We start from the raw sequence: 25,242 nt of genomic DNA, 5'->3' as shown, positions 1-25,242 counted from the left end.
GATGAAGAAACTTTCCATTAAAATGAGGGTTACTCTGTGGTTTACTTTATTTATGATGCTTCTGGTTGTGGTGGGATCCGTTTTTTTAATATTTACACAAAGAAAATTAAACAGTCTGAGCTTACAGAAAAAATTAATGGAAACCGTGGATGAAATCGAAGATATGAACCGGAATCAGTTAGGAGAAAAGATCTCGGTCCCTGTGAATGATATCTACATCTCCATGTACGGCATGGATGGAACATGGCTTGCAGGAATTGCTCCGGACGGTTTTGAAAGTCAGCAGACCTTCACAAAAGACACTTCCAGAAAGATGAAATCCGGCGGTAAGGAGTGGTTTGTATATGATGTTCAGTTAAAAAAAGATCATGGGACTTATATATGGATCCGTGGTATTCTGCCGCTTCACGATACCGTCCGCTCAGAGGATATATTCTTTCGCCTGCTTGTGCTGGCGCTGCCGTTTCTGGTTCTGGTAATCGCGGTGGTTGGGTATCTGGTCATAGACAGGGGACTTCGCCCTGTTCAGGATATGATTCAGACGGCTGAAGCCATCGGGGAGGCGGGAGATTTGTCCCGGCGGATTCAGCTGGGAGAGGGAACGGATGAAATCCATACTCTGGCAAAGACCTTTAATGGCATGTTTGATAAGCTGGAGGGGTATTTTGAAAATGAGAAGCGGTTTACTGCAGACGCATCCCATGAACTGAGGACACCTGCTTCGGTTATTCTGGCGCAGTGTGATTACGGACTGGAACATGCTTCCAGTACAGAGGAAGCAAAAGAATCCCTTTTAAAAATCAGGCAGCAGGCGGTAAAGATGTCTGCCCTGATTGCCAATCTTCTTACTCTTGCCCGGATGGACAATGGCCAGTATCAGCTGGAGAATCTGGAACGGATTAATTTCAGCGAATTGGTGGAGATCATTGGGGAACAGCAAAATGAGATGGCAAAGGAGAAGAAAATCGATGTCATTACAGAAGTACAGCCCGATGTTTTCCTGATGGCAGACGAAACCATGATGATCAGAATGCTGATTAATTTAATTGAAAATGCGGTTCAGTATGGAAAAGAAAATGGCTGGGTGAAGCTTTCTTTGAAAAGGCAGAAGGATCATGTGGAATTAAAGGTAGCAGACAATGGGATCGGGATTGCGAAAGAACATCTAAAGCATATATGGGAACGTTTTTATCAGGTTGATCCATCCAGAAGCAGCGGACGCAATAACACGGGACTTGGACTTGCCATGGTGAAATGGATTGTAAGTGCGCATAAGGGAGAGATTACGGTAATAAGCCAACCCGGTGAAGGTACGGTGTTTACCGTAATCCTGCCATTTGAAATGTGAATATGGAATAGAGAAAACTGCCCGGCAGATGTGAATTTCTGCCGGGCAGTTTTTTTATTTCACAGGAAGTTCACACAATAACACTTATTTTTAATCTTGTTTTAATTTTTGAAGATTATGATAGCAGCAGAAACGAGGAGGAAAGGAGACATAAAAATGAGGCAGATACAGAAAACTTTTTTTGCCCTGGGTACAGCCAATACTGTGGCTGTTTTTGATCAGGAGCTTTCAGCGGAACAGATTACGAAAGTTCTGGACCGTATCAAGCTGCAAATCCTTCGTTTTGACCATATGTTTTCTGTTTTCAGAGAGGATAGTGAGATAGCAGAAATTAACCGGTCGGCAGGAAAAAATATGGTAAAAGTCAGCAGGGAGACCAGTGAAGTGATTAAAAAGGCGGTTGAACTTTCAAAAAATTCACAGGGTGCTTTTGATATTACCTCAGGAAGCCTCTTAAGGCTCTGGAGAAAAGCAAAAAGGGAAAACAGACTGCCATGCCTGGAAGATATGAAACGAGCCATGAATTTAATAAATTTCAGAAATATTGTCCTTGACGGAGACCAGGTGGGATTGTCACAAAAGGGGCAGGAACTGGATCTGGGGGGAATAGCCAAAGGATATGCGGCAGACGCCGCAAAACAAATATTAATGGATGAGGGAATAGCAGAAGGATTTATTAATTTTGGAGGAACGGTCATTGCGTTTGGAAGTCCAAAACAGATTGGAATTCAAAATCCATTTGCAACAACAGGAGTGCCAGCCGGTACGTTAAAAATCTGCAATCAGGCAGTTGTAACTTCCGGGGATTATGAAAGGTTCTTTGAAAAAGACGGACAGAGATATCACCATATTCTGAATCCAGCCACCGGATTTCCATCCAACAGCGGATTAGCAGGAGTGTCTCTGACTGGTGACCTGGCATGCGAACTGGATGGATTATCTACGGCTGTTTTTGTCATGGGTCTGGAATCAGGAATGAAGCTTTTAAATGATTATCACTTGGAGGGAATCTTTATGGAGGAATCAGGGGCCACTTACGTAACACCGGGATTGGCAGATAAATTTAACATGGGAAAAAAGGAGATTAATAACTATGGATAATAAGAAAAAAAGAAGTTCAGTCAGAGTATGGAGAAGAATCATTCAGGTCATATCCTTTCTGGTTCTGCCGGGGCTGTTCACCAGTATTTTTTATGCAATGAAAGAAATTTACAGTGCTGCTCTTGCAGGAAACTTTTCATTTTCGGCTATGCTTCCCCAACTTACCCTTTTCCTGGGAAGCATGATAATTACCATACTTACAGGCAGATTTTTCTGTGGATTTTTATGCAGCTTCGGCGCTATGGGAGATTTTCTTTGGTTCCTGTCAAAGAAAACAGGGAATAAGGGGTTAAAAGTAAATGAAAAGGCCGATGCATGGCTGAAAAATTTAAAATATGTTATTCTGGTATTTATTATATTTGGGATATGGACATTTCATATCGGAAGTCTTGACAATATGACTGGTCCCTGGGCAGTTTTCGGCATGTATTCAAAAATCGGAAGCTGGCCATCGATCCAGTATTTATTTACCATAGGTGGTTTTCTTCTGCTTCTTATAATAGCTGGTTCTTTTCTGGTAGAACGGTTTTTCTGCCGCTATTTATGCCCTCTTGGAGCTGTCTTTGCGATCATGTCCAGATTCCGTCTGTTCCGGATAAAAAAAGACAGGAGCAAATGTGGAAGCTGCAGACTGTGTACCAGCAAATGCAGTATGGGAATTCCTCTTTATCAGTACGATACGGTCACTTCAGGAGAATGCATCGACTGTTTTGAGTGTACAGCCGGCTGCCCAAGACAGAATGCCAGAGCGAACGGGGCGCCGGTGGCGGTCTCAGCAGTCTCAGCGGCAGCTATGTTCGGGCTGGTTTATGCAGGTAATACGCAGGCTCAGATGGTTAGCAGCCAGACTCCGGCAGCAGTCGAAGTCAGGACTGAGACTGGAAGCTATGCAGATGGTACCTATACAGGAACCGGGCAGGGTTTCCGTGGAGAGACCAAAACTAGCGTTACGGTAGAAAATGGAAATATTACGGACATAACAGTTTTATCCTACGAAGATGATAAGCCATATTTTAACAAGGCAGTGGAGAAGGTGACGGCTGAGATTTTAAACAGTCAGAGTGCCGAGGTAGATGCGGTTTCCGGTGCTACCTTCAGCAGCAACGGCATTATGGAATCAGTTGCCAACGCACTGAATATTTCCTATACGAACCCCAACAGTACTTTAAAATCAGAGGGGCATGGACATCACGGCAAAAAATAACAGGATATGGAAAAAAATCAAATACCACTTGTGCTTTTTTTTCGCAAGTGGTATAATGCTCCCAACATATAAAACGAGAGAACGATGGAGTCTCAACTGCCGGGAAGGCAGTTGCGGCTTCTTTTGCTTTTTGGACATAATATCCTCTCGGAGCATCCCAGTTTCTTTTTGGAGAACGAGGAGGTTTTCCCCAGTATTTAGCGGGAGAGCCTCTTTTTGTTTGACAAAATATCGTTTTATATGACAAAAAAAGCATGAGGAGGAACGGAATATGAAAAAAAGGTTATTATCTGCAGTGCTGATTGGAGCTATGGCCAGCACTCTTCTTGCCGGGTGCGGTTCAACTGCACAGCAAAGTGCGGCAGGGGCAGGGACAAAGGCGGCTTCAGGGGAAACGAAAACCGCAGGCCAGGAGTCTTCAAAGACCATTAAGATCGGTGCCATCTGCTCTATGACAGGGGGTTCCGCCATCTATGGAGAAGGGGCCCAGAATGCCATTACCATGGCAGCAGAAGAAATCAATTCCAGCGATTCGGAGTACAAAATTGAGATTGTCAACGGAGGAAAAGTAGTTGACGATGCCAGTGACGCAAAGCAGGCAATCAATGCGTATAACAGTCTGATGAAGGAAAGCCCTAATGCCATAGTGGGCTGCTTTTTCTCATCGGTAACCCTCCCCATAGCAGAACAGGCTTCCAAAGATAATATGCTCCTTCTTGCAACCGGAGCTACCAATAAAGATGTTACATTAAAAGGCCCCAGCATCTTCCGTGACTGCTTCATCGATCCTTATCAGGGAAAAATGGCAGCACAGTTTGCAAAAGAAAAGGGCTGGGCAAAAGCAGCGGTTATCTATGCAAAGGATGATGATTATTCCAATGGTTTAAAGGATGCGTTTATAGAAAATGCCAAGGCAAATGGAATTGAGATTGTTTACACCGGCGAATGCACCACAAAGGATACGGACTTTTCTTCCCAGGCTTCCCAAGTGGTGGCAAAGGGAGCAGATTTCCTGTTCTATCCCTGTTTCTTAGATACCGTTCCGCTGTTAGTGGGAGCAGCCAGAGATGCAGGCTTTACCGGTGCCATTATGGGCGGTGACGGATGGGACGGCGCGGATACAAAAGGCGTGGAAGATAAGTTTGATAACTGCTATTTCACCAACCACTACTCATCAGAAGATACAGCTCCGGCAGTATCCAATTTTGTTACAAAATATACGGAAAAATACGGGACAGAAAGTTTAAATGCCTGTGCGGCTCTTTATTATGATGCCATTTACATGATTGCGGAAGCGGCCAAAAACGGGAAGGCCGCAGACACCCCAGCCTTAATTAAGGGAATGACGAAAATGACCTTTACGGGTGTAGGGGGAACCTTCACCCTTGATGAAAACGGAGATCCTGAAAAATCCGTTGCCATCAATACCTTTGAGGGCGGCAAGGTAAAATGGTTGATGACCTTATCACCGGAAGGAACCAAAAAATAAAGAGATAAAAGATGGAAATAAGTCTTAAAAAGACAATCAGGAGATGTGCATGAAAGCATGAAAATGTCTTTGGTGCACATTTTCCATTTGAAAGAGAAAGGAAACGGCCTATGACATTTTCATTATTTTTTCAAAGCCTGATAAACGGACTGAACCAGGGGGCGATTTACGCCCTGATTGCGCTGGGCTATACGATGGTATACGGAATTATCCGTATGATTAATTTTGCCCACGGCGATTTTATCATGATCGGTTCCTATACCCTGTTTTATACCATTCCCCTTATGATCAATGCCGGAATGCCCCCATGGCTGTCCGTATTTCTCGCCATTGTAATCTGTGCAGGAACAGGAGTGGTTGTGGAGGTTGTGGCATATAAGCCGGTAAGAAAAGCAGGAGCCATGTCCGCGCTCATTACGGCACTTGCCATGAGCCTGTTTCTGGAGAATCTTGCAATGGTTCTTTTTGGGGCAAAACCTCATAACGTACAGAAAATCTTTGATCTTCCTTCCGTCAGTGTCTTTGGGACAGCTCTTCCTTTAAATGTTCTTCTGACCATCGGTATCGGTATATGTATGATGGCGGGGCTGCAGCTTTTTATCAAAAGAACCAGAATGGGTAAGGCCATGCGGGCAGTTCCCCAGGACCGGGATGCTTCCATTCTCGCAGGAATTAATGTGAACAAAGTGATTACCGTCACATTTGCCATCGGTTCCGGACTTGCGGCAGTTGCCGCACTGATGTACTGTGCCAAATATCCCCGTGTAACCAATGACATGGGATCCATGATGGGACTGAAAGCCTTTATTGCCGCTGTGCTTGGGGGAATCGGAGTCATACCCGGTGCCATGCTTGGAGGAATTTTAGTGGGTCTGATTGAGATATTTGTAAAACTGTTCGCTCCGGGGTGGTATGAAGCCATTACCTATGCCATTCTCATTATTATACTGCTGGTAAAACCGTCTGGCATTCTTGGAATGAATGCGGGCGAGAAAGTTTAGGGGGTGGATTATGGATAAACGGGTTAAGATCTCATATATCATTAATTTCCTGGGTGTTGTGGCTGTTTTCCTGCTCTTTGTCCTGCTTTTTGAGTCAAGGATATTCGGAGCAGCCACCCAGTATATCAAAGGAATATGCACAACTGCCTGCTATACAATCATAATGGTTGCTTCCTTAAACCTGGTAGTGGGCTGTATGGGAGAATTTTCTCTTGGCCATGCGGGATTTGTCTCTGTGGGAGCCTATGCATCCGCCATTGTTTCCGGTGCGCTCACTGGAAAGGGGCTGCCTGATCTTGTTTTATTCCTTGTGGCTCTCCTGGCAGGAGGAATTGCTGCAGGGATTACGGGAGTGTTCGTCGGAATACCGGCTCTTCGTCTGAGAGGAGATTATCTGGCGATTGTAACGGTAGCCTTTGCAGAAATCATCCGGGTCTGCTTCTGTAATTTCTCCATAACAGGGGGAGGAAAGACGATGAGCGGCATTCTAAAACTGTCAGACTTTTACTGGTGCTACTGGATTATGGCAGCCTGCGTGGCAGTGATGTATTTGTATATCCGCAGCCGGTTTGGGAGAACGGTAAAGGCAATACGGGAGGATTATATTGCGGCAGCCGCCTCCGGAATTAATGTGACCTATTATAAAGTACTGACATTTTCCGTTGCCGCTTTTTTTGCAGGAGTAGGGGGAGGGATTTACGCTCATTATATGACTGCCATGATTCCCACCAATTTTAACTTTATGTACTCTGCGGAGCTTCTTTCCGAGGTAATTATCGGTGGAATCGGATCCTTAACCGGCTCCATTATCGGGGCAGCTTTTCTGTCCTCTCTTCCCGAGATGATGCGCCAGTTTTCCCAATACCGCATGCTGGCGTATTCGGTCGTTCTTATTATTGTTATGATTTTTAAACCAGGCGGCATTTTCGGAAATTGGGAATTTTCCCTTACCGGAGTATTACGCAGGGCAGAAAAGAAAGAGCAGGTGAAAGCGGAGGGAGGTATGCAGCCATGGAAGCAGCTGTAAAGAAAGCGCCCGTATTAAAGGTTCAGAATCTGGGAATTCAGTTTGGCGGTTTAAAAGCGGTGGACAGCTTTAATATGGAAATCGGAGAATCGGAGCTGGTAGGCCTCATCGGGCCAAACGGAGCCGGCAAAACCACGGTATTTAACTTGATCACCGGTGTATACAAGCCGACAGAAGGTTCCTTTTACTTAAATGGACAGCGGATGAATGGGAAGAAGACACACCAGATCGTGGATGCCGGAATTGCAAGAACCTTTCAGAATATACGCCTGTTTAAGAAAATGTCAGTGATTGACAATGTGAAAACAGCAATGGAAAGAAAACTGTCCTACGGGCTGTTTCATGCGGTTTTCAGAACACCGGTCTACTGGAACGAGGAGAAGGCACTGACAGAACGGGCAAAGGAGCTTCTTAAAATCGTACATTTAAGCGGGCTGGAGGATTATGAGGCTGGAAATCTTCCATACGGACAGCAGCGCCGTCTGGAAATAGCCAGAGCCCTGGCTACGGATATGAAGCTGCTCCTTTTAGATGAGCCGGCAGCAGGGATGAACCCCACAGAAACAGAGGAGCTTCTGGACATCATTCATTTCATACGCAATGAGTTTAAGATATCGGTCCTTTTAATCGAGCATGATATGAGCCTTGTTATGAAAATCTGCGAACGCATTCTGGTGCTGGATTTCGGAACCACAATCGCCTGCGGAACGCCGGAGGAAATCGCTAATGATACAGGGGTGATAGAAGCGTACCTGGGAAAAGAGGAGGAGGTGGAGGAGGATGCTTGAAGTTAAGAATCTGGCAGTCTCTTACGGAGCAATTAAAGCCATACACGGAGTCTCCCTTGAAGTACATGACGGTGAGGTAGTGTCCTTAATCGGTGCAAACGGGGCGGGAAAGACCACCATTTTAAGAACCATTTCCGGCCTGAAAAAGGCAGATGACGGTGAGATCCGTTTTAATGGAACCGATTTAAGAAAAATGGAACCCAGCAAAATTATTACCTTAAAGCTGGCCCATGTTCCGGAGGGCAGGCATATCTTCCCCCAGATGACGGTGGAAGAAAATTTAGAGATGGGGGCATTTACCGACAGAAAAGATATGCAGGCAAATATGGAAGAGGTATTTGAACGTTTCGGACGTTTGAAGGAACGGCGCAGGCAGCTTGCAGGCACCTTATCAGGAGGAGAGCAGCAGATGCTTGCAGTAGGAAGGGCTCTTATGGCAAAGCCGAATATGATCCTGATGGATGAACCCTCCATGGGCCTGTCCCCTCTTCTGGTAAAGGAAATATTTTCAATCATCAAAGAAGTGAACCGGAGAGGTATTACCGTCCTTTTAGTGGAGCAGAATGCGAAGATGGCTTTGTCTATTTCAAGCCGTGCCTATGTGATGGAAACGGGGAAGATCACCATATCCGGCAATGCCGGAGAATTATTAAGGGATGACAGGGTGAAAAAGGCATATCTGGGACAGTAGGAGGAAGATGCATGAACAAACAGAATCATTTTTTTGCAATTGCCATAACCCGCACCTGCGGAAGCGGAGGAGGAAGCCATATAGGAAAAAAGCTGGCTTCTGATTACGGAATCGATTACTATGACAGGAAGCTTTTACGGCTGGCTGCAGAGGACAGCGGAATCAACGAAACCATTTTTGCCCAGGCAGATGAAAATACGAAAAAAACATTGTTGTATGGGGCATTTAAAAGGGTTTATAATGGAGAGATCATCCCTGCAGAAAGCGGAAACTTTTTATCAGACCAGAATTTATTTAATTATCAGGCAAAGGTGTTAAAAGAGCTGCTTACCCAGGAATCCTATGTGTGTGTGGGAAGAGCTGCTGATTTTGTATTGAAGGGAGAGCCCAATGTGGTGTCTGTGTATTTAGATGCTTCCTATGAATTCCGGGTAAAGCGTGAGATGGAGCGGCAGGGGATTTCAGAGCCGGAAGCAGAACGCTACATTGACCAGCTGGACCGGTACCGCAATGCCTATTACCTGTATCATACCGGAAGACAGTGGAAAAATCCGCGAAATTATGACCTGTGTCTGGATACGGAAAGTCTGGGGCTTGATAACTGCGCGAAACTGATTGAGGAGTATATCAGGATGAAATTTGGCATTTGCCCGGAAAAAAAGGAGAGGTTATGAAAGAGCTTGCTTATTATGATGGAACAATTGCTGCACCGGAGGAACTGATGGTTCCTTTTAATGACAGAGTGCATTTTTTCGGTGACGGAGTTTATGATGCAACGGTAGGTGGAAATCACCGTGTTTATCTGCTGGAAGATCACCTGGACCGTTTTTATTCCAGTGCAAATGCCCTTGACATCCGGATTCCCATGGAAAAGAAGGAGCTTTCAGAGCTTTTAACAGATCTTCTTAAAAAAGTGGAAGGGGAGACTCATTTTGTCTATTGGCAGGTCACAAGAGGAGCTGCTCCCAGAAACCACGTTTATGACAGTGAGATGACCGGTAAGCTTTGGGTCATGATCCGCCCGAACCGTCTGCGGGACCCGGAGGTTCCCATCAGCCTGGTCACAGCGGAGGACACCCGTTTCCTGCACTGCAACATTAAAACCTTAAACCTTCTGCCTTCCGTAATGGCCTCCCAGAAGGCTGATAAACTGGGTGCACAGGAAACCGTGTTTCACAGAGGTGATATTGTAACTGAGTGTGCCCACAGCAATGTTTCCATCCTAAAAGACGGAATCTTTCTTTCCCATCCAAATGATCAGTATATTCTGCGGGGAATTTCAAAGACCCATATGATTGAAGCCTGTTACCGCCTTGGTATCCAGGTTTTAGAGCGCCCATTTACTCTTGCGGAGCTGATGGATGCAGATGAGGTGCTGGTGACCTCTTCCTCTAATTTCTGTCTGCACGCAAAGGAAATCGACGGCATAGCTGTAGGAGGAAAAGACCCGCAGCGGTTAAAGCAGATCCAGGATGAAGTCATCGGAGAATATCTAAGATATACAGGAAAGAAGAGCTTGTTTGATGATGCGGTCTGATGATACAGGACGGCTGCTTGAAAAGGGAGTAAGAGATGGAACGGGCAGAATTGGAAAAATGGAACGTAGGAGAAAATTTAGATGCACTGATGAATCTGGATCCAAGAGGCTACGGAGTCTGCCGGATTCTCTATGAAGGAAGCAGAAAGGCTATGGGAGAGCCGTTAGCCATGAGAGCTGCTAAAAAGCTGTGTGAGACTGTTAAAGAACAGGATCTGGTTTTTATTCTCACCGGGTTTGTGCTTCTGCCTCACAAAAAGCCGGAGATGGATGGAATGGTAAGTTCCATACTGTTAGCCAGATCTCTGGTATTGGCTTTTGGAGCAAAGCCAGTTATTATCTGTCCGGAGGACTGTCTGGAGGCAGTAAAAAAATGTGCCTCTGTGGTTGGCCTTCATATCTATGAAGATTTAAGGACGGTGCGGGAGCTTCCCTACAGCATGGGAGTCCATGCATTTACAAAGAATTCCAAAAGAGCGGCAATTGAGGCAGAATGGCTGATAAAAGATACCCTTCCTTCTGCAGTTATTTCCGTGGAAGCCCCGGGTGCCAACAGTCTGGGGATTTATCATAATGCGGTGGGGAAGGATGTATCGGAACTGGAAGCAAAAAGTGATATTCTATGGGAGATTTTAAGAGAAAAGGGCGTTTTAAACATTGCCATAGGTGATCTGGGAAATGAAATCGGCATGGGAGCCATAGGAATGCATATCAAACAGTATGTCCCATTTACCGGACCTGGAGAATGTGTCTGCGGCTGCAATGGGGGAACTCTGGCTGTCAGCAGTGCAGATCATATCATTACTGCCACCTGCTCCGACTGGGGCTGCTATGGACTTATGGCTGCACTTGCCTACTTAAAGCGGGACATGGAGATTCTTCACAGAGAGGAGATGGAGGCAGAGGTCATGCGTGTGGCATCAAGAAGCGGTCTGATCGATATGACCGGATCCCTGCTTCCGGGGATTGACGGCTTTAATACCCGGATGAATACCGGAATTGTAAGTCTGATGCGTCAGTGTACGGCATACGCAGTCCACTATTCCCGCAATTCGGATCAATGGTTTGGACCGGTCATTTTAAAGGGCTTCTTCCAAAAAGGGGGTAAGGATATTGAGAATCAAAGCTGTGGGTGACCGGGGCGTGCTGCTGGAGCTGGGAGAAACCATAGACGAAGCCGTAAACTGCAGAGTCATGGAACTGAACCGGAAAATCAATGCCTCTTACATAGAAGGGATAACAGAGACAGTACCTGCCTTTTGTTCTGTTCTGGTGTGCTATGATCCCCTTATTACTGACTATGATTTACTAAGCAGCAGACTGGAGGAATTATCTAAGACTGTCGCCTTTAGAAAAAAATCAGCGGGCAGGATTGTGGAAATCCCGGTGTGCTACGGCGGGGATTTAGGACCGGATCTTTCCTTTGTGGCAGAGCATGCAGGGAGGAAGGAACAGGAAGTGATCCGTATTCACAGCGGCAGAGATTACCGGATTTATATGCTGGGCTTTCTTCCTGGTTTTCCTTATCTTGGAGGGCTGGATAAAAGAATTCATACCCCCAGGCTCACCTCCCCAAGGACAAAGATACCTGCCGGATCTGTGGGAATCGGAGGAGAGCAGACTGGCATTTATCCAATGGAATCTCCCGGCGGCTGGCGGCTGATCGGAAGAACGCCCTGTCAGCTCTTTGATGTGAAACGGGCAGAAAAGCCTCTCTATGAAGCTGGGGATACCATACGGTTCATTCCCATTTCATTGCAGGAGTTTCATAAAATCAGAGTGGAACAGGAGAAGAGGTGACTTTATGGGACTGGAAATAAAATTGCCGGGTGCGTTTACTTCTGTTCAGGATAAAGGGAGACGGGGATATTTAAGCCAGGGGTTTATTGAAAGCGGAGCCTTAGATAAATATTCCATGGCAGCAGCCAATTTATTCGCCGGCAATTTATCAGAGCCGGGGCTGGCAGTTTTGGAATTCACTTTAAAAGGGGGAGAAATTTATTTTACCTCCGATGAAGTGATTGCCTTGGCTGGAGCAGACATGAAACCTCTGAAAAACGGAGTTTTGGTTCCCATGAATCGTCCTGTTGCTATGAACAGGGGGGATCGTTTAAGTCTTGGAATGGCATCAAAAGGACTGAGAACCTATCTGGCAGTTTACGGGGGGCTGTCGGTCCCGGAGGTTCTGGGAAGCAGGTCCACAGATTTAAAATGCCGCATGGGAGGTTTGGAGGGCAGGATTCTGCAAAAAGGTGATCTTCTGGAATCCGGCAAAAGCAGAGAGGAGATTGAGCGGCTTGCAGCCAGGGTAAATAAGATGAATCGTTCTACCATGCTGGGGGAGTATGAAACCTGGTTTATAAAGCCCTCTAATCCCTTCCGGTACAGCGGAAATAAACGGTATGTACTTCTCCGGGCTGTTCCTGGTCCCCAGGCAGAGGCTTTTACAGAGGAAGGAAGAAATACCTTTATAAGAAATCACTATCAGCTGACCATGAATTGTGACCGAATGGCGTACAGGCTGGAAGGAGCGCCTGTAGAGATGAAGAAAGGAGCGGACATTATATCTGACGGAATTACAGAGGGATCCGTACAGATTACCCCGTCTGGACTTCCTATGGTAATGATGGCAGACCACCAGACAACAGGTGGGTATGCAAAAATTGCTGCCGTAATCGGGTCGGACGTTCCGGCACTTGCCCAGCTGCGTCCCGGAGAGTGGGTGACTTTTCAGTACGTATCTGCCATGGAAGCGGTGAAAATTGCCAGGAAAGAGAATAAAAAGCTTCTGGAGCTGAAAAAAATAATTGAGACTGCCATGGGAAAATGGTAAAATATCAACAGGAAAGAAGGAAAATAATGGGAACAGAATTAAGCCGCTTAAAACCTGTGGAAGTGAGGAATATGATCAGAAAGGGACTGATTGATACTCCCACTGCCGGAATGTGCTCAGGCTATGCCCAGGGGAATTTAGTGGTGCTTCCAAAAGAGCTTGCATGGGATTTTCTGCTGTTCTGCCAGAGAAATCCCAGATCCTGTCCGCTTCTTGAAGTTTCTGATACAGGCAGCCGGACATTTCCGTTTACAGCTCCAGGCAGCATCATTGCGTCAGATCTCCCCAGATACCGGGTTTATGAAGATGGGATCTGTACCGGGGAGTACACCGATGTGACCGGAATTTTTGAGGAGTACCAGGAACGCAGGGGAAAGCTGGTCAGCTTTTTAATCGGCTGCAGTTTTTCCTTTGAAGCGGAGCTGTTAGAAGCGGGAATTCCGGTCAGGCAGATCGAGGAGGGCGTCAATGTTCCCATGTACCAGACAACCATTCCCTGCATCCCTGCAGGAATATTTTCCGGTAATATGGTGGTGAGCATGAGACCCATTCCTCACAGCCTGGTTCCGGCTGCAACAGCCATGACTGCAGCCATGCCCAGGGTACATGGAGCTCCGGTCCAGATCGGATATCCGGAGGCAATCGGTATCAGGGATATTGAGAAGCCGGACTTCGGAGACCGGGTGACCATAAAGGAAGGGGAGGTTCCGGTGTTCTGGCCCTGCGGTGTGACACCCCAGGCTGTGGTGATGAACAGCTGTCCCTCCTTTGTAATTACCCATGCTCCCGGCCATATGTTTATTACAGATGTAAAGAATGCGCAGCTGAAATACTGAAAACGGTTTTAGAGAAAGGAAGCGGTGATTATGGCGGTCATTGATTTGAACTGTGATTTGGGGGAAAGTTACGGAGCTTATAAGATCGGAATGGATGAAGAGGTGATTCCATACGTTACTTCTGCAAACATTGCATGCGGATTCCACGCAGGGGATCCCATGGTGATGGAACGGACAGTGGCACTATGTAAGGAGCATGGGGTGAGAATCGGCGCTCACCCCGGATTTCCGGATCTGGCCGGATTCGGGAGAAGGAATATGTCGCTGTCTCCGGAAGAAGTAAAAGCCTCTGTGAAATATCAGATTGGAGCCTTAAAGGCATTCTGCACCGGAGCAGGAGTGCGGCTCTGGCATGTAAAGCTCCATGGTGCACTTTATAATATGGCAGCGGAGGATTATCAGCTGGCCAAGGTTGTCTGTCTTGCGGTGAAGGAGGTAGATGAAAGTCTGGTGCTTCTGGCTTTAAGCGGCAGTGAGATGATCCGTGCTGCAAAAGCAACCGGCGTATTCTGTGCAAGTGAGGTATTTGCAGACCGGGGATATGAAAGTGACGGAACTCTTGTTCCGAGAAACCAGAAGGGTGCACTGATAAAGGATGAAGATCAGGCTGTAAAACGGGTGATCCGTATGGTCAGAGAACGGAAAGTGGAAACGGTGGAAGGACGGGATATCACCATACAGGCTGATTCTGTATGTGTTCACGGAGATGGTGCCAAAGCTCTGGCGTTTGTGAAGAAAATCAGGGAAGGCCTTACAGAGGAAGGGATTGATATAAAGGGATTTTAAGAGATGGAAGAAAGAAGAATATCCCCCGGAGGAACGGACAGTGATCTGCCGGTTCTTCCGGGGGATATTTATTTTAAGACATGGAATCTGCGATGGTATTGGCCAGAGCCCCGATTTCCGACAGCTGATCCTCTTTCAGGGAAGATTTTACTGTAATGGTCTGGTCCAGAATCGTCATGTTTTTCATTTCAGAGATGATTTCGGTCATCTTTTTGCCTGCCATAACGCCCCAGGAGCCGTTCTCAATCAGTGCAACGGTACGGTTCTGCACGTTGTGGGCCTTCATATCCATAAGCAGATGCTCCATGTTGCTGAAAATGCCTGCATTGTAGGTTGCAGATGCAAATACCAGATGGCTGCAGCGGAATGCCTCTGAGATAATGTAGGATGGATGGGTTACGGAAACGTCATACATTACGATATTCCGGATTCCCCGCTCTGCAAGACGGCATGCAAGAATGTTGGCGGCATTCTCCGTGTTGCCGTATATGGAGCCGTAAGCGATCATAACTGCCTGCTCTTCCGGCTTGTAGCTGCTCCAGGTGCAGTACTTGTCCATGTACCAGCAGATATTGGAACGCCATACCGGTCCGTGAAGAGGGCACAGGAACTGAATATCCAGGTCTGAGACTTTCTTTAATAATGCCTGAGTGTTGATGCCGTATTTGCCAACGATGTTGGAATAGTATCTTCTGGAATCATCAAGCCATTCACGCTCAAAATTCAGCTCGTCAGCAAACAGATTCCCGTTCATGGCGCCAAAGGTGCCGAATGCGTCTGCAGAAAACAGAATCTTATCTGTGGTATCATAGGTGACCATAACTTCCGGCCAGTGCACCATGGGAGCCATATAGAAGGTGAAATTGTGTCTTCCGGTAGAGACGGTCTCTCCTTCCTTTACAATGACAGCCCTGTCATCGACTCCGAATTCGTAAAACTGATTGATGATGGGGACGGTTTTTGCATTGCATACGACCTTTACATCAGGATATCTTCTTACCATTTCTCCTAAGGTGGCGCAGTGGTCCGGTTCCATGTGATTAACAAAAATATAATCCAGATTCCGTCCTCCTAAAACTGCTTCCACATTCTCTATAAACTGTCCGGTAATGGCTCTGTCAACCGTGTCAAACAACGCGGTTTTTTCATCCAGCAGAACGTAGGAATTATAAGCAATTCCTTTGGGAATGGGATATGCATTTTCAAACAGGGCAAGACGGCGGTCGCTTCCGCCAACCCAGAACAGATCTTCTTTTATTTTTTTGATACAGTACATGTTGCAGCCTTCCTTTCTATTGCTCGTTCTAGTATCTTGTATAAAGTATACTATATTTTTAACAAAATGTCATGGTCTTTTTCTATAAACATAGTAGGAATTCAGTGTTTTTTGGAAACCGCACTTTTTATTAAGACAGAAAAAATGAAACCTGCTATAATAAGGGCAAATCACGGAGGTAGAAAGCATGGATGAAAAGAAAAAAATAGTCGGTAAGATCATTGATTATATTGAAGTAAACTTATCTGCACCGGAAAGACTGAATGTGGAGGAGATTGCCCGCTATGCCGGTTACTCTAAATTTCATATCAACCGGATGTTTTCTGAAATAACGGACTGTACCATTCACCGGTATGTTAAGGAACGCAGGCTCAGCGAGGCGGCGAGGAAGCTGGTTATGGAAGAGGACTCCATCGCAAGAATCGCCCAGGATGCATTATACCAGTCCCAGCAGGCATTTACCCTGGAATTCAAAAAAGTATATGGCTGTACGCCAATGACATACAGAAAAGCAAGAATTAACAGGCAGATGAGGCGAAAAGAGGTAGTCATGAAACACTCCCAGGCCTGGAGGTGTGCAGCATGAACATGGTTCCTTATGTTGTTGAACAGACCGGTTCTGGAGAACGCAGCTATGATCTGTTTTCCCGCCTTTTAAAGGACCGGATTATTTTTCTGGGTGAAGAGGTGAGCGATGATTCTGCAAAGCTGATTATCGCACAGCTGTTGTTTCTGGAATCCCAGGGCCCGGAAAAAGATATTTCCTTTTACATTAACAGCCCCGGAGGCTCCATAACAGCCGGTCTGGCAATTTATGATACCATGAAGTTTATACGCTGCGATGTCTCCACCATCTGCCTGGGGATGGCAGCAAGCTTTGGGGCGTTTCTTCTGGCAGGAGGAACAAAAGGCAAGCGTTTTGCTCTTCCCAATGCGGAGATTATGATTCATCAGCCAGGTATATCAGGGGGAATTGGCGGAAAAGCGGCTGATATATTTATTTTTTCGGAAAAGCTTCAAAAGGATAAGAGACGGTTAAACCGGATACTTGGGGAGAATACAGGCCACTCCGAAGAAGAGATTGAACGGGATACAGACAGAGATCATTTTATGACAGCATCAGAGGCCAGAGATTATGGAATCATTGATGCAATTGTAGAAAAAAGAAAATAAGGCTGTGATTAGGGGTTAATCTGAAAAAAAGGATTGAACCCCTTTTCATTTTTTGCTACAGTAAGACTTATGGAAGGAGGCGAAAAGGAATGAAGGATCAAAAAGAAACAATTCTGGTAAGCGCCTGTCTTTTAGGTGCGAACTGCCGTTATGACGGTAATAATGGTAAGAATGAAGATGTTCTGGCACTGCTTGATCAGTATCATCTGGTTCCCGTGTGTCCGGAACAGCTGGGAGGAATGCAGACACCAAGACCTCCGGCTGAGCGCAGAGGGGAATCCGTTATCAACCAGTCTGGTGAGGATGTGACCGCTTTTTTTGTAAAAGGTGCTGACGAAACCTTAAAGCTTGCCGAAATTTACGGCTGCAAAAGGGCCATATTAAAGGAGCGCAGTCCATCCTGCGGCCGCGGAATGATCTATGACGGAACTTTTTCCGGAAAAAAGATTCCCGGAAGCGGTGTCACTGCAGCTTTGTTGGAAGAAAACGGAATCGAAGTGACTGGAGAGAGCAGCATTAAATCAGGTACAGTAAGGAGAGATTCACGATGAAAACAGAGATAACCAGACAACAGGCGCTGCACTTACTCATAAAATACAATCAGGAGCCGTTCCATCATCTTCATGCGCTGACTGTGGAAGGCGTTATGCGGTGGTATGCAAAAGAACTGGGCTACGGGGCAGAAGAAGATTTCTGGGGAATTGCAGGACTTCTCCACGATGTGGATTTTGAGCAATTTCCCGAGGAACACTGCACAAAAGCGCCGGAGCTTTTAAAAGAAATCGGTGCAGAGCAGGAGCTGGTTCATGCCATATGCAGTCATGGATATGGAATCTGCTCCCAGGTAAAGCCGGAGCATGAGATGGAAAAGGTTCTTTTTGCATCAGATGAACTGACCGGGTTAATCGGTGCAGCGGCCAGAATGCGTCCTTCAAAAAGTGTTATGGATATGGAAGTATCCAGCTTAAAGAAAAAGTATAAGGACAAAAAGTTTGCTGCCGGCTGTTCCAGAGAAATCATTGAAACCGGTGCCGGATATCTTGGCTGGACTTTAGAGGAACTATTTGAAAAAACAATACTTGCCATGCGTTCCTGCGAGGAAGAAGTAAATCAGGAGGTGGAGGCTTTGAAAGGAAAATAAAACCGGTTACCATATTTAATTTTACAGATGTTTACAAAAGACAGGATTTCTACAGAACGGTTCCTTATGACTGGGTTGACTGTTCCGATTTAACTGGTGTCCATGGCTTTTGTGACAGTGAATCTTTGACTGAGATTGAGCGCAGAGCTGAAAAAACAGGGGGCAGCTTCCGGTTTCTGGACAGCGGAAATTTTCATTATGTCAGCTACATCCTGCAAAAGAACTGCAAAGAGCCTTATGATCTGGTGGTATTTGACCATCACGCAGATCTGCTTGCCTCCAGCTTTGAGGGCATCCTCTCCTGCGGGAACTGGATCCGCCAGATACTTAAGGAAAATGATTTCTTAAAGCGTGTTATTTTAATCGGTGTGTCCGATGAGCTGGCCTGTGCAGTCAGGGAGGAGTTTAAGGACAGAGTGAAGATATATACAGAATCGGAGTTATCCGGAACTGACTGGATATCAGACTTCGCCAGACAATTGAAGGATCCTGTGTATTTATCCGTAGATAAAGATGTATTTTCTTCCAATGAACTCATCACCGACTGGGATCAGGGAAGTATGACACTGGCTCAGCTTCATCAGGCATGGGAGATAATCCGCAGGAAAGAACCGGTACTGGCAGTTGATATCTGCGGGGAATATAACAGCATCAGCGGAGGAAACAGGCGGATTGAAGAGTCGGATAAACGAAACAGCCTGGCCAATGAAACGATTTTGAATATGTTTCTGGAAAAGAGAATTTATGCATGATGATGGAAAAATATACATAATTAGAGAAAACCACTTGACAGCTGGTGACAATTAAGATATTATTTCCGTTAAATATGTAGATATTAACCTGTATCAGAGGAGAAAGACGCCATGAAAAAAGTTGTGAAATTCGGAGGAAGCTCTTTAGCCAGCGCCAGGCAGTTTGAGAAGGTGGGAAATATCATCCGCGCAGACAAGAGCAGAAAATATGTAGTTCCATCTGCGCCGGGAAAGCGTAACGACAAGGATGAAAAGGTAACAGATCTGCTGTATCAGTGTTACGATGCGGCTGAAGCGGGAAAGAGCTACAAAAGCATTCTGGAAAAAATCAAAGACCGCTATATGGAAATTATCAGCGGACTTTCCCTGAATATGAGCCTTGATGAGGAATTTAATACCATTGAAAAGAACTTCTTAGAAAAGGCAGGCAGGGATTATGCGGCTTCAAGAGGTGAATATTTAAACAGTCTGATCATGGCTGAATATTTGGGATATGAGTTTATTGATGCCGCAGAGGTGATCTTTTTTGATGAGGATGGTAATTTTGAGGCGGAGCTTACGGATCAGGTGCTTTCCGAACGTTTAAGCCAGGCTCAGACCGCAGTTATCCCGGGATTTTACGGCTCAAAGAAGGATGGCACCATTAAGACTTTTTCAAGAGGCGGCTCCGATGTGACAGGTTCTGTGGTGGCAAAAGCGATTCATGCAGATATGTATGAAAACTGGACGGATGTATCCGGAGTTCTGGTGGCAGACCCGAGAATCATTAAGGATCCGGAAGTGATTGAAACCATTACATACAGAGAATTAAGAGAGCTGGCTTATATGGGCGCCAGCGTACTCCATGAAGATGCCATTTTTCCCGTGAGAAAAGAGGGCATTCCCATTAATATCCGCAACACAAACAAGCCGGAGGACAAGGGAACCTTAATCGTGGAAAGCACCTGCAGACAGCCCCGTTATACCATAACCGGAATCGCAGGAAAGAAAGGCTTCTGCTCCATCAATATTGAAAAGGCCATGATGAATGCAGAAGTCGGTTTTGGGAGAAAGGTGCTGGAGGTTTTTGAAAAATACGGAATCTCCTTTGAGCATATGCCATCAGGAATTGACACCATGACGGTTTTTGTTCACCAGTCTGAATTTGAAGAATATGAGCAGTCTGTTATTGCCGGAATCCACAGGGCGGTAGAACCTGATTTTGTGGAGATGGAATCCGATCTTGCACTGGTTGCGGTTGTTGGCAGAGGCATGAAGGCGACCAGAGGGACTGCAGGAAGAATTTTCTCTGCTCTCGCCCATTCCAGAGTCAATGTCAAAATGATCGATCAGGGCTCCAGTGAGTTAAATATCATTATCGGCGTGAGAAACAGTGATTTTGAGGAAGCAATTAAGGCGATTTACGATATTTTTATAACAACTGAGGTGTAAGAACCGGGAATAGATATTCGTAACAGAAAGACAGGCATTTGCAAACGCAAAGTCTGTCTTTTTTTGTGGGAAATTTTGTAAAAAAAACTATTGGACAGGAAACAAATATGATACAATATTTATTAAAGCAGCTTTTAGTTCAATAGCGAATCTTATCATGCGGAGGAAGAATATGCAATATCGTGATTTTGGAAAGACAGGAATAAAAGTTTCAGCACTCGGGTTCGGAGCCATGCGGCTTCCTCTTTCGGGAGAAAATCAGGTAGATGAGAAGCGGGCGGTTGCCATGATCCGTCATGCCATTGATCAGGGGGTCAACTACGTTGACACTGCTTATCCCTATCATGAAGGGGAAAGCGAGAGGATAGTAGGGGAAGCGCTGCAGGAAGGATACAGGGAGAAAACCTATCTGGCAACGAAATGTCCTGTTTGGAAGCTTGAAAAGGAAGAAGATTTTGAAGAAGTATTAGATGAGCAGTTAAGAAAGTTAAAGACAGATCATGTGGATTTTTATCTGCTCCATGCCCTAAGCAGAGACCGGTTTGAAGAGAAGATAAAAAAGTTTAAGCTGGTGGAGAAGATGGAAAAAGCGAGAGCTGATGGAAAAATTAAATATATTGGTTTTTCCTTCCATGATTCATATGACGTATTTCAGGATATCCTAGATTATTATGATGGATGGGATTTCTGCCAGATTCAGTATAACTATGTGGATTTAACACATCAGGCAGGCTTAAGAGGACTGAAAGAGGCTGCTAAAAAAGGTCTTGCCGTAGTCATTATGGAGCCACTCTTAGGCGGAAGACTGGCCAATCCTGCACCTCATGTAAAAGAAGTGTTAGGCGAAGAAAAATCCAGTGTGGAATATGCCCTTGACTTTTTATGGGATCAGCCGGAAGTCAGCCTGCTTTTAAGCGGAATGAGCGATGAACAACAGCTGGAAGATAATCTTCTTTATGCGGACAGAAGCCATATTGGTATGGTATCGGAAGAAGAACACGCCATGTACCGGAAGGCAAAGGAGATCTTTGACTCCATGGCTTTAGTTGGCTGTACCGGCTGCCGCTACTGCGTTCCCTGCCCCTTCGGACTGGAGATCCCGGAGATATTCTCCTACTATAATATGACTGCAGCCCACAGAGAGGATGAGGCCAAAGCCGGGTATGAAGGCCTTAAGATAAAAGCGGACAGCTGCAAAACCTGTCACAGATGTGAAAAGGAATGCCCCCAGATGATTAAAATCAGCCAGGTCATGCCGGAAGTTGCAAAGGTGTTTGAAAAGATACAGGCTTAACGGAAACCAGTAAGGAGGGACTGTTTATGCTGGAGAAAATTGATTTATCAAAGAAAATCCATAAGGAAACTTACAAAAAGACAGAAAAAGAACAGAGTGAAAAACTGGGGGCATTGCAGCGCCAGTGCAAAGAAGCCGGGATTCCTGTCATGATTGTGTTTGAGGGAATGGGAGCCTCAGGTAAGGGAACTCAGATCAATCACTTAATTCAGGCCCTTGATCCCAGAGGTTTTGATGTCTATGCCAATGATAAATCAACGGACGAGGAGCGTATGCGTCCCTTCCTCTGGCGCTTTTTTACAAAGCTGCCCGCCCAGGGAAGAATTGCTGTCTTTGACAGAAGCTGGTACCGTCAGGTAACCATGGAGCGTTTTTCTGGAAAGATTCCTGATGAAGATCTGGCCGGGGCTTTTCATGACATACAGTCCTTTGAACGGCAGCTCACCGATGACGGGATGGTAATTATCAAGCTGTTTCTCTATGTTTCCAGGGAAGAGCAGAAGAAACGGTTTAAAAAGCTGGAAAGCTCAAAGGAAACCAGCTGGAGAGTGACAAAGGAAGACTGGAAGCGCAACACGGAATATGACAGGTTCCTGCATATCTGCGAAGAGATGCTTCAGAATACGGACATGGATTACGCTCCGTGGACCATTATTGAGGCAACCGATAAAGAGTATGCTGCAGCCAAGATCATGACATGTGTTGCTGACTGTCTGGAAGATGCTTTAAATAAGAAGAATTTAAACGGAGGCGCAAAGGAGAAGGAAGTTCCTGTCCGCTCAGAGAGCTTTAAAGCAGGCGTTCTCTCCGGCGTGGATTTAACCAAGTCCATCTCAAAGGAAGAATACAAAAAGGAAATTGACCGTCTTCAAAAAAAGCTGGAATTTCTCCACAGCCAGATTTACCTCATGCGGATACCGGTGGTACTGGGGTTTGAAGGCTGGGATGCGGCTGGAAAAGGCGGAGCCATCAAACGGCTTACCAGCCATCTGGATCCGAGAGGCTATAAAGTATACCCCACAGCTGCCCCCAATGATATCGAACGGGTTCATCACTATCTCTGGCGTTTCTGGAATCATGTGCCGAAAGCAGGACATATCGCCATATTTGACCGCACCTGGTACGGGAGAGTGCTTGTTGAACGGGTGGAGGGCTTCTGCAGAGAGAGACAGTGGAAACAGGCATACCAGGAAATCAATGAAATGGAAAGCCACCTGGCAAATGCAGGCGCCGTTGTCATCAAATTCTGGCTTCACATCGATAAAGACGAACAGGAAAAACGTTTTAAAGAACGTCAGGCAGATCCGTTAAAGCAGTGGAAAATTACGGAAGAAGACTGGAGAAACAGGGAAAAATGGGATCAGTATGAATCAGCGGTCAATGAAATGCTGGTCCGTACCTCCACAACCTATGCTCCATGGGTGGTAGTGGAAGGAAACTGCAAGTATTATGCAAGGGTCAAGATCTTAAAAACTGTGGTGGAAGCGTTGGAAGATAAGATAAAAGAAGTGAATAATCGTCCCTGACCACTTGTGTTTTCCTGCTTTTTCGTGTAAAGTAGGAGGAAGTGAACAAAGGCAGGAGGAAAGGGCATGAATACGGTTTTAATCGTGGGCGGGGGCGCTGCAGGGATGCTGGCTGGAATAGCAGCAGCCATGAAGGGCAGTACCGTCCACATTTTTGAGAAAAATGAGAAGCTTGGTAAAAAAGTTTATATTACGGGAAAAGGCCGGTGCAATGTGACCAATGCCTGTGATACAGAGGAGCTGTTCGGGAATGTTGTCACCAATTCCAAATTCCTTTACAGCAGCTTTTACGGTTTTACCAATTTCGATATGATGGAACTTTTAGAAACCCTTGGCTGCCGGTTAAAGACGGAACGGGGAAACCGGGTGTTTCCTGCATCTGATAAGGCATCTGATGTCATAAAAGCATTAAACAGCAGGCTTCTGGAGCTTGGAGTTACGATTCATTACCGGAAAAAGGCGGAAAAACTGATTCTTGATAACGGTGCTGTGAAGGGGATTGTTGTCAGTGACAGTTCAGGAAAGAAGTCTTTCTATGGAGACAGCGTTATTATTGCCTGCGGAGGTTATTCCTATCAGACCACTGGATCCACAGGGGATGGCTATGAACTGGCAAAAGAAGCCGGTCACACCATGATTCCCTTATCTCCGGCACTGGTTCCTTTCGTTGTGGAAGAGCCTGTGATTAAGGAACTTCAGGGACTTTCCCTGCGCAATGTGGAAGCGGCGGTTATGAAAGGCAGCAAGGTTATTTACCGGGAATTCGGAGAGATGCTTTTTACCCACTACGGAGTCAGCGGCCCTGTTCTTTTGAGCGCCAGCAGCTACGCGGCCAAGGAACTAAAAAAAGGTCCCCTTACCCTTACCATAGATTTAAAGCCTGCGCTGACGGAGGAACAGCTGGACGCCAGAATTTTAAGAGATTTTGAGGAGTCCATGAATAAGCAGTTTAAAAATGCTCTGGGGAGCTTATATCCGGCTAAACTCATCCCTGTCATCATTGATGCAAGCAAAATTTCACCGGAAAAGAAGGTTAATGAGATTACAAGGGAGGAACGCCAGGCTCTGATTCGTGTAACCAAGGCGTTTACCATGACTCTGACTGCACTGAGAGGCTACAATGAGGCCATTATCACACAGGGAGGCATATCCGTTAAGGAGGTAAATCCTTCCACTCTGGAATCCAGACTTGTAAACGGCCTGTATTTTGCAGGAGAGGTGCTGGATCTTGATGCGGTGACTGGGGGCTTTAATCTTCAGATTGCCTGGTCCACAGGCTGGGCAGCAGGAAGTGCGGCAGGAGAGGAGAAGGACGAAAGATGACAAAGGTTTATAATATAGCAATCGACGGGCCGGCTGGAGCAGGAAAGAGCACCATTGCCCGTGCTGCAGCAGAAAAACTTAATTTTGTATACGTGGATACAGGAGCGATGTACCGCGCCATGGCACTGCATTTTTTAAGAAATGGCATATCCCCGCAGGATGAGGCGGCTATATCTATCTCTGTTAAGACCGCAGATGTGACTCTGGCGTATGAAAACGGCGTGCAGCAGGTGATTCTGAATGGAGAGAATGTATCAGGGCTGATCCGTACTGAGGAAGTGGGAGCCATGGCTTCTGCTGCATCTGTACATTTATCAGTGAGAGAAAAACTGGTAGATCTGCAGAAAGGGCTTGCAAAACGGGAGAATGTAATCATGGATGGCAGAGACATAGGAACCTGCGTTCTTCCTGATGCCGATCTTAAGATCTATTTAACTGCCAGCAGCCGGGTCCGGGCGGAAAGAAGGTACCTGGAACTGAAGGAAAAGGGGCAGGAATGCAGTCTGGAAGAGATAGAAAATGATATTATTAAACGGGATTACCAGGATATGAACCGGGAACATTCTCCATTAAAGCAGGCGGAAGATGCGGTGCTTTTAGATTCTTCTGAGATGACTGCCAAAGAGGTAATCGACCGGATTTTAATGCTGTTTGAGGAAAGAAGACTGGAAGAGAGGAGCTAATG

At 46.0% G+C, this 25,242-nt stretch carries 26 protein-coding genes; 25 read left to right on the top strand and 1 reads right to left on the bottom strand.

Features of this window, described 5'->3' with window-relative positions:
• The first annotated feature begins 1 nt into the window (after position 1).
• From V7D18_RS22625 to V7D18_RS22555, 15 genes are all read left to right on the top strand, one after another.
• Positions 2-1,348 (top strand): sensor histidine kinase, encoded by a 1,347-nt coding sequence (locus V7D18_RS22625; RefSeq protein WP_426157738.1) that lies wholly within the window; start codon positions 2-4, stop codon positions 1,346-1,348.
• A 156-nt stretch (positions 1,349-1,504) separates the two neighbouring features.
• Complete coding sequence (locus V7D18_RS22620; protein ID WP_426157736.1) at positions 1,505-2,449, top strand: FAD:protein FMN transferase; 945 nt, start codon at positions 1,505-1,507, stop codon at positions 2,447-2,449.
• A complete protein-coding gene (locus V7D18_RS22615) occupies positions 2,442-3,653 on the top strand; it encodes a 4Fe-4S binding protein (RefSeq protein WP_426157734.1) in 1,212 nt (403 codons plus the stop codon). The genes V7D18_RS22620 and V7D18_RS22615 overlap by 8 nt, the downstream gene beginning before the upstream one ends.
• A gap of 271 nt (positions 3,654-3,924) precedes the next feature.
• A complete protein-coding gene (locus V7D18_RS22610; protein ID WP_426157732.1) occupies positions 3,925-5,142 on the top strand; it encodes an ABC transporter substrate-binding protein in 1,218 nt (405 codons plus the stop codon).
• A gap of 110 nt (positions 5,143-5,252) precedes the next feature.
• The gene (locus V7D18_RS22605) at positions 5,253-6,143 is read left to right on the top strand and encodes a branched-chain amino acid ABC transporter permease (RefSeq protein ID WP_426157730.1); all 891 of its coding nucleotides are present in this window, start codon (positions 5,253-5,255) and stop codon (positions 6,141-6,143) included.
• A gap of 10 nt (positions 6,144-6,153) precedes the next feature.
• The gene (locus V7D18_RS22600; RefSeq protein WP_426157728.1) at positions 6,154-7,170 is read left to right on the top strand and encodes a branched-chain amino acid ABC transporter permease; all 1,017 of its coding nucleotides are present in this window, start codon (positions 6,154-6,156) and stop codon (positions 7,168-7,170) included.
• A complete protein-coding gene (locus V7D18_RS22595; RefSeq protein ID WP_426157726.1) occupies positions 7,155-7,958 on the top strand; it encodes an ABC transporter ATP-binding protein in 804 nt (267 codons plus the stop codon). Before V7D18_RS22600 ends, V7D18_RS22595 begins: the two co-directional genes overlap by 16 nt.
• The gene (locus V7D18_RS22590) at positions 7,951-8,649 is read left to right on the top strand and encodes an ABC transporter ATP-binding protein (protein WP_426157724.1); all 699 of its coding nucleotides are present in this window, start codon (positions 7,951-7,953) and stop codon (positions 8,647-8,649) included. Before V7D18_RS22595 ends, V7D18_RS22590 begins: the two co-directional genes overlap by 8 nt.
• 11 nt (positions 8,650-8,660) lie before the next feature.
• Complete coding sequence (locus V7D18_RS22585; protein ID WP_426157722.1) at positions 8,661-9,323, top strand: AAA family ATPase; 663 nt, start codon at positions 8,661-8,663, stop codon at positions 9,321-9,323.
• The gene (locus tag V7D18_RS22580; protein ID WP_426157720.1) at positions 9,320-10,186 is read left to right on the top strand and encodes an aminotransferase class IV; all 867 of its coding nucleotides are present in this window, start codon (positions 9,320-9,322) and stop codon (positions 10,184-10,186) included. Before V7D18_RS22585 ends, V7D18_RS22580 begins: the two co-directional genes overlap by 4 nt.
• Positions 10,187-10,221: 35 nt before the next feature.
• The gene (locus V7D18_RS22575; protein WP_426157718.1) at positions 10,222-11,322 is read left to right on the top strand and encodes a DUF4392 domain-containing protein; all 1,101 of its coding nucleotides are present in this window, start codon (positions 10,222-10,224) and stop codon (positions 11,320-11,322) included.
• Entirely contained in the window at positions 11,300-11,986 is a 687-nt protein-coding gene (gene pxpB / locus V7D18_RS22570) for a 5-oxoprolinase subunit PxpB (RefSeq protein WP_426157717.1), read from the top strand. Before V7D18_RS22575 ends, pxpB begins: the two co-directional genes overlap by 23 nt.
• A 4-nt stretch (positions 11,987-11,990) precedes the next feature.
• Positions 11,991-13,019, top strand: coding sequence for a biotin-dependent carboxyltransferase family protein (locus tag V7D18_RS22565; RefSeq protein ID WP_426157715.1), 1,029 nt, complete (start codon positions 11,991-11,993; stop codon positions 13,017-13,019).
• 26 nt (positions 13,020-13,045) lie between these two features.
• Positions 13,046-13,855 carry a putative hydro-lyase gene (locus tag V7D18_RS22560; protein ID WP_426157713.1) on the top strand — a complete coding sequence of 270 codons (810 nt, stop codon included), beginning with the start codon at positions 13,046-13,048 and terminating at the stop codon, positions 13,853-13,855.
• Between the two features lie 30 nt (positions 13,856-13,885).
• Positions 13,886-14,641: a LamB/YcsF family protein gene (locus V7D18_RS22555; protein WP_426157712.1), complete on the top strand. Its 756-nt coding sequence runs from the start codon at positions 13,886-13,888 to the stop codon at positions 14,639-14,641.
• A gap of 73 nt (positions 14,642-14,714) precedes the next feature.
• On the opposite strand, the gene V7D18_RS22550 is transcribed toward V7D18_RS22555, so the two are convergent.
• Positions 14,715-15,917 (bottom strand): FprA family A-type flavoprotein, encoded by a 1,203-nt coding sequence (locus V7D18_RS22550; protein ID WP_426157710.1) that lies wholly within the window; start codon positions 15,915-15,917, stop codon positions 14,715-14,717.
• A 187-nt stretch (positions 15,918-16,104) separates the two neighbouring features.
• Between V7D18_RS22550 and V7D18_RS22545 the strand changes: the two genes are divergently transcribed.
• From V7D18_RS22545 to cmk, 10 genes are all read left to right on the top strand, one after another.
• Entirely contained in the window at positions 16,105-16,503 is a 399-nt protein-coding gene (locus V7D18_RS22545) for a helix-turn-helix transcriptional regulator (protein ID WP_426157709.1), read from the top strand.
• Positions 16,500-17,090: an ATP-dependent Clp protease proteolytic subunit gene (locus V7D18_RS22540; RefSeq protein ID WP_426157707.1), complete on the top strand. Its 591-nt coding sequence runs from the start codon at positions 16,500-16,502 to the stop codon at positions 17,088-17,090. Before V7D18_RS22545 ends, V7D18_RS22540 begins: the two co-directional genes overlap by 4 nt.
• Positions 17,091-17,179: 89 nt before the next feature.
• Positions 17,180-17,641 carry a DUF523 domain-containing protein gene (locus V7D18_RS22535; RefSeq protein WP_426157705.1) on the top strand — a complete coding sequence of 154 codons (462 nt, stop codon included), beginning with the start codon at positions 17,180-17,182 and terminating at the stop codon, positions 17,639-17,641.
• The gene (locus V7D18_RS22530) at positions 17,638-18,231 is read left to right on the top strand and encodes a hydrolase (protein ID WP_426157703.1); all 594 of its coding nucleotides are present in this window, start codon (positions 17,638-17,640) and stop codon (positions 18,229-18,231) included. Before V7D18_RS22535 ends, V7D18_RS22530 begins: the two co-directional genes overlap by 4 nt.
• A 125-nt stretch (positions 18,232-18,356) precedes the next feature.
• Positions 18,357-18,983, top strand: coding sequence for an arginase family protein (locus tag V7D18_RS22525; RefSeq protein ID WP_426157701.1), 627 nt, complete (start codon positions 18,357-18,359; stop codon positions 18,981-18,983).
• 111 nt (positions 18,984-19,094) lie between these two features.
• Positions 19,095-20,414: an aspartate kinase gene (locus V7D18_RS22520; RefSeq protein ID WP_426157699.1), complete on the top strand. Its 1,320-nt coding sequence runs from the start codon at positions 19,095-19,097 to the stop codon at positions 20,412-20,414.
• 172 nt (positions 20,415-20,586) lie between these two features.
• Positions 20,587-21,708, top strand: coding sequence for an aldo/keto reductase (locus tag V7D18_RS22515; RefSeq protein WP_426157698.1), 1,122 nt, complete (start codon positions 20,587-20,589; stop codon positions 21,706-21,708).
• 26 nt (positions 21,709-21,734) lie between these two features.
• On the top strand, positions 21,735-23,234 hold the full coding sequence (gene pap / locus V7D18_RS22510) for a polyphosphate:AMP phosphotransferase (protein WP_426157697.1): 1,500 nt from the start codon (positions 21,735-21,737) through the stop codon (positions 23,232-23,234).
• A 66-nt stretch (positions 23,235-23,300) separates the two neighbouring features.
• Complete coding sequence (locus tag V7D18_RS22505; protein ID WP_426157695.1) at positions 23,301-24,557, top strand: NAD(P)/FAD-dependent oxidoreductase; 1,257 nt, start codon at positions 23,301-23,303, stop codon at positions 24,555-24,557.
• Entirely contained in the window at positions 24,554-25,240 is a 687-nt protein-coding gene (gene cmk / locus V7D18_RS22500) for a (d)CMP kinase (RefSeq protein ID WP_426157693.1), read from the top strand. Before V7D18_RS22505 ends, cmk begins: the two co-directional genes overlap by 4 nt.
• Positions 25,241-25,242 lie beyond the last annotated feature (2 nt).

This window comes from Lacrimispora sp. 38-1, from assembly GCF_049890855.1.
In the GTDB taxonomy this organism is placed as follows: domain Bacteria; phylum Bacillota; class Clostridia; order Lachnospirales; family Lachnospiraceae; genus Lacrimispora.
The sequence above is the reverse complement of the archived record's forward strand: the minus strand, read 5'-3'. Positions and strand labels throughout refer to the sequence as shown.

Bases quoted from the DNA above. Each gene is read 5' to 3' on its own strand.
- V7D18_RS22530 (WP_426157703.1), top strand. From the start codon at position 17,638: ATGAAAACAGAGATAACCAGACAACAGGCGCTGCACTTACTCATAAAA.
- V7D18_RS22565 (WP_426157715.1), top strand. From the start codon at position 11,991: ATGGGACTGGAAATAAAATTGCCGGGTGCGTTTACTTCTGTTCAGGAT.
- V7D18_RS22575 (WP_426157718.1), top strand. From the start codon at position 10,222: ATGGAACGGGCAGAATTGGAAAAATGGAACGTAGGAGAAAATTTAGAT.
- V7D18_RS22585 (WP_426157722.1), top strand. From the start codon at position 8,661: ATGAACAAACAGAATCATTTTTTTGCAATTGCCATAACCCGCACCTGC.
- V7D18_RS22615 (WP_426157734.1), top strand. From the start codon at position 2,442: ATGGATAATAAGAAAAAAAGAAGTTCAGTCAGAGTATGGAGAAGAATC.
- V7D18_RS22520 (WP_426157699.1), top strand. From the start codon at position 19,095: ATGAAAAAAGTTGTGAAATTCGGAGGAAGCTCTTTAGCCAGCGCCAGG.
- V7D18_RS22515 (WP_426157698.1), top strand. From the start codon at position 20,587: ATGCAATATCGTGATTTTGGAAAGACAGGAATAAAAGTTTCAGCACTC.
- V7D18_RS22580 (WP_426157720.1), top strand. From the start codon at position 9,320: ATGAAAGAGCTTGCTTATTATGATGGAACAATTGCTGCACCGGAGGAA.
- V7D18_RS22545 (WP_426157709.1), top strand. From the start codon at position 16,105: ATGGATGAAAAGAAAAAAATAGTCGGTAAGATCATTGATTATATTGAA.
- V7D18_RS22590 (WP_426157724.1), top strand. From the start codon at position 7,951: ATGCTTGAAGTTAAGAATCTGGCAGTCTCTTACGGAGCAATTAAAGCC.
- V7D18_RS22535 (WP_426157705.1), top strand. From the start codon at position 17,180: ATGAAGGATCAAAAAGAAACAATTCTGGTAAGCGCCTGTCTTTTAGGT.
- V7D18_RS22595 (WP_426157726.1), top strand. From the start codon at position 7,155: ATGGAAGCAGCTGTAAAGAAAGCGCCCGTATTAAAGGTTCAGAATCTG.
- V7D18_RS22625 (WP_426157738.1), top strand. From the start codon at position 2: ATGAAGAAACTTTCCATTAAAATGAGGGTTACTCTGTGGTTTACTTTA.
- V7D18_RS22505 (WP_426157695.1), top strand. From the start codon at position 23,301: ATGAATACGGTTTTAATCGTGGGCGGGGGCGCTGCAGGGATGCTGGCT.
- cmk (WP_426157693.1), top strand. From the start codon at position 24,554: ATGACAAAGGTTTATAATATAGCAATCGACGGGCCGGCTGGAGCAGGA.
- pap (WP_426157697.1), top strand. From the start codon at position 21,735: ATGCTGGAGAAAATTGATTTATCAAAGAAAATCCATAAGGAAACTTAC.
- V7D18_RS22540 (WP_426157707.1), top strand. From the start codon at position 16,500: ATGAACATGGTTCCTTATGTTGTTGAACAGACCGGTTCTGGAGAACGC.
- V7D18_RS22600 (WP_426157728.1), top strand. From the start codon at position 6,154: ATGGATAAACGGGTTAAGATCTCATATATCATTAATTTCCTGGGTGTT.
- V7D18_RS22550 (WP_426157710.1), bottom strand. From the start codon at position 15,917: ATGTACTGTATCAAAAAAATAAAAGAAGATCTGTTCTGGGTTGGCGGA.
- V7D18_RS22610 (WP_426157732.1), top strand. From the start codon at position 3,925: ATGAAAAAAAGGTTATTATCTGCAGTGCTGATTGGAGCTATGGCCAGC.
- V7D18_RS22560 (WP_426157713.1), top strand. From the start codon at position 13,046: ATGGGAACAGAATTAAGCCGCTTAAAACCTGTGGAAGTGAGGAATATG.
- V7D18_RS22555 (WP_426157712.1), top strand. From the start codon at position 13,886: ATGGCGGTCATTGATTTGAACTGTGATTTGGGGGAAAGTTACGGAGCT.
- V7D18_RS22620 (WP_426157736.1), top strand. From the start codon at position 1,505: ATGAGGCAGATACAGAAAACTTTTTTTGCCCTGGGTACAGCCAATACT.
- V7D18_RS22605 (WP_426157730.1), top strand. From the start codon at position 5,253: ATGACATTTTCATTATTTTTTCAAAGCCTGATAAACGGACTGAACCAG.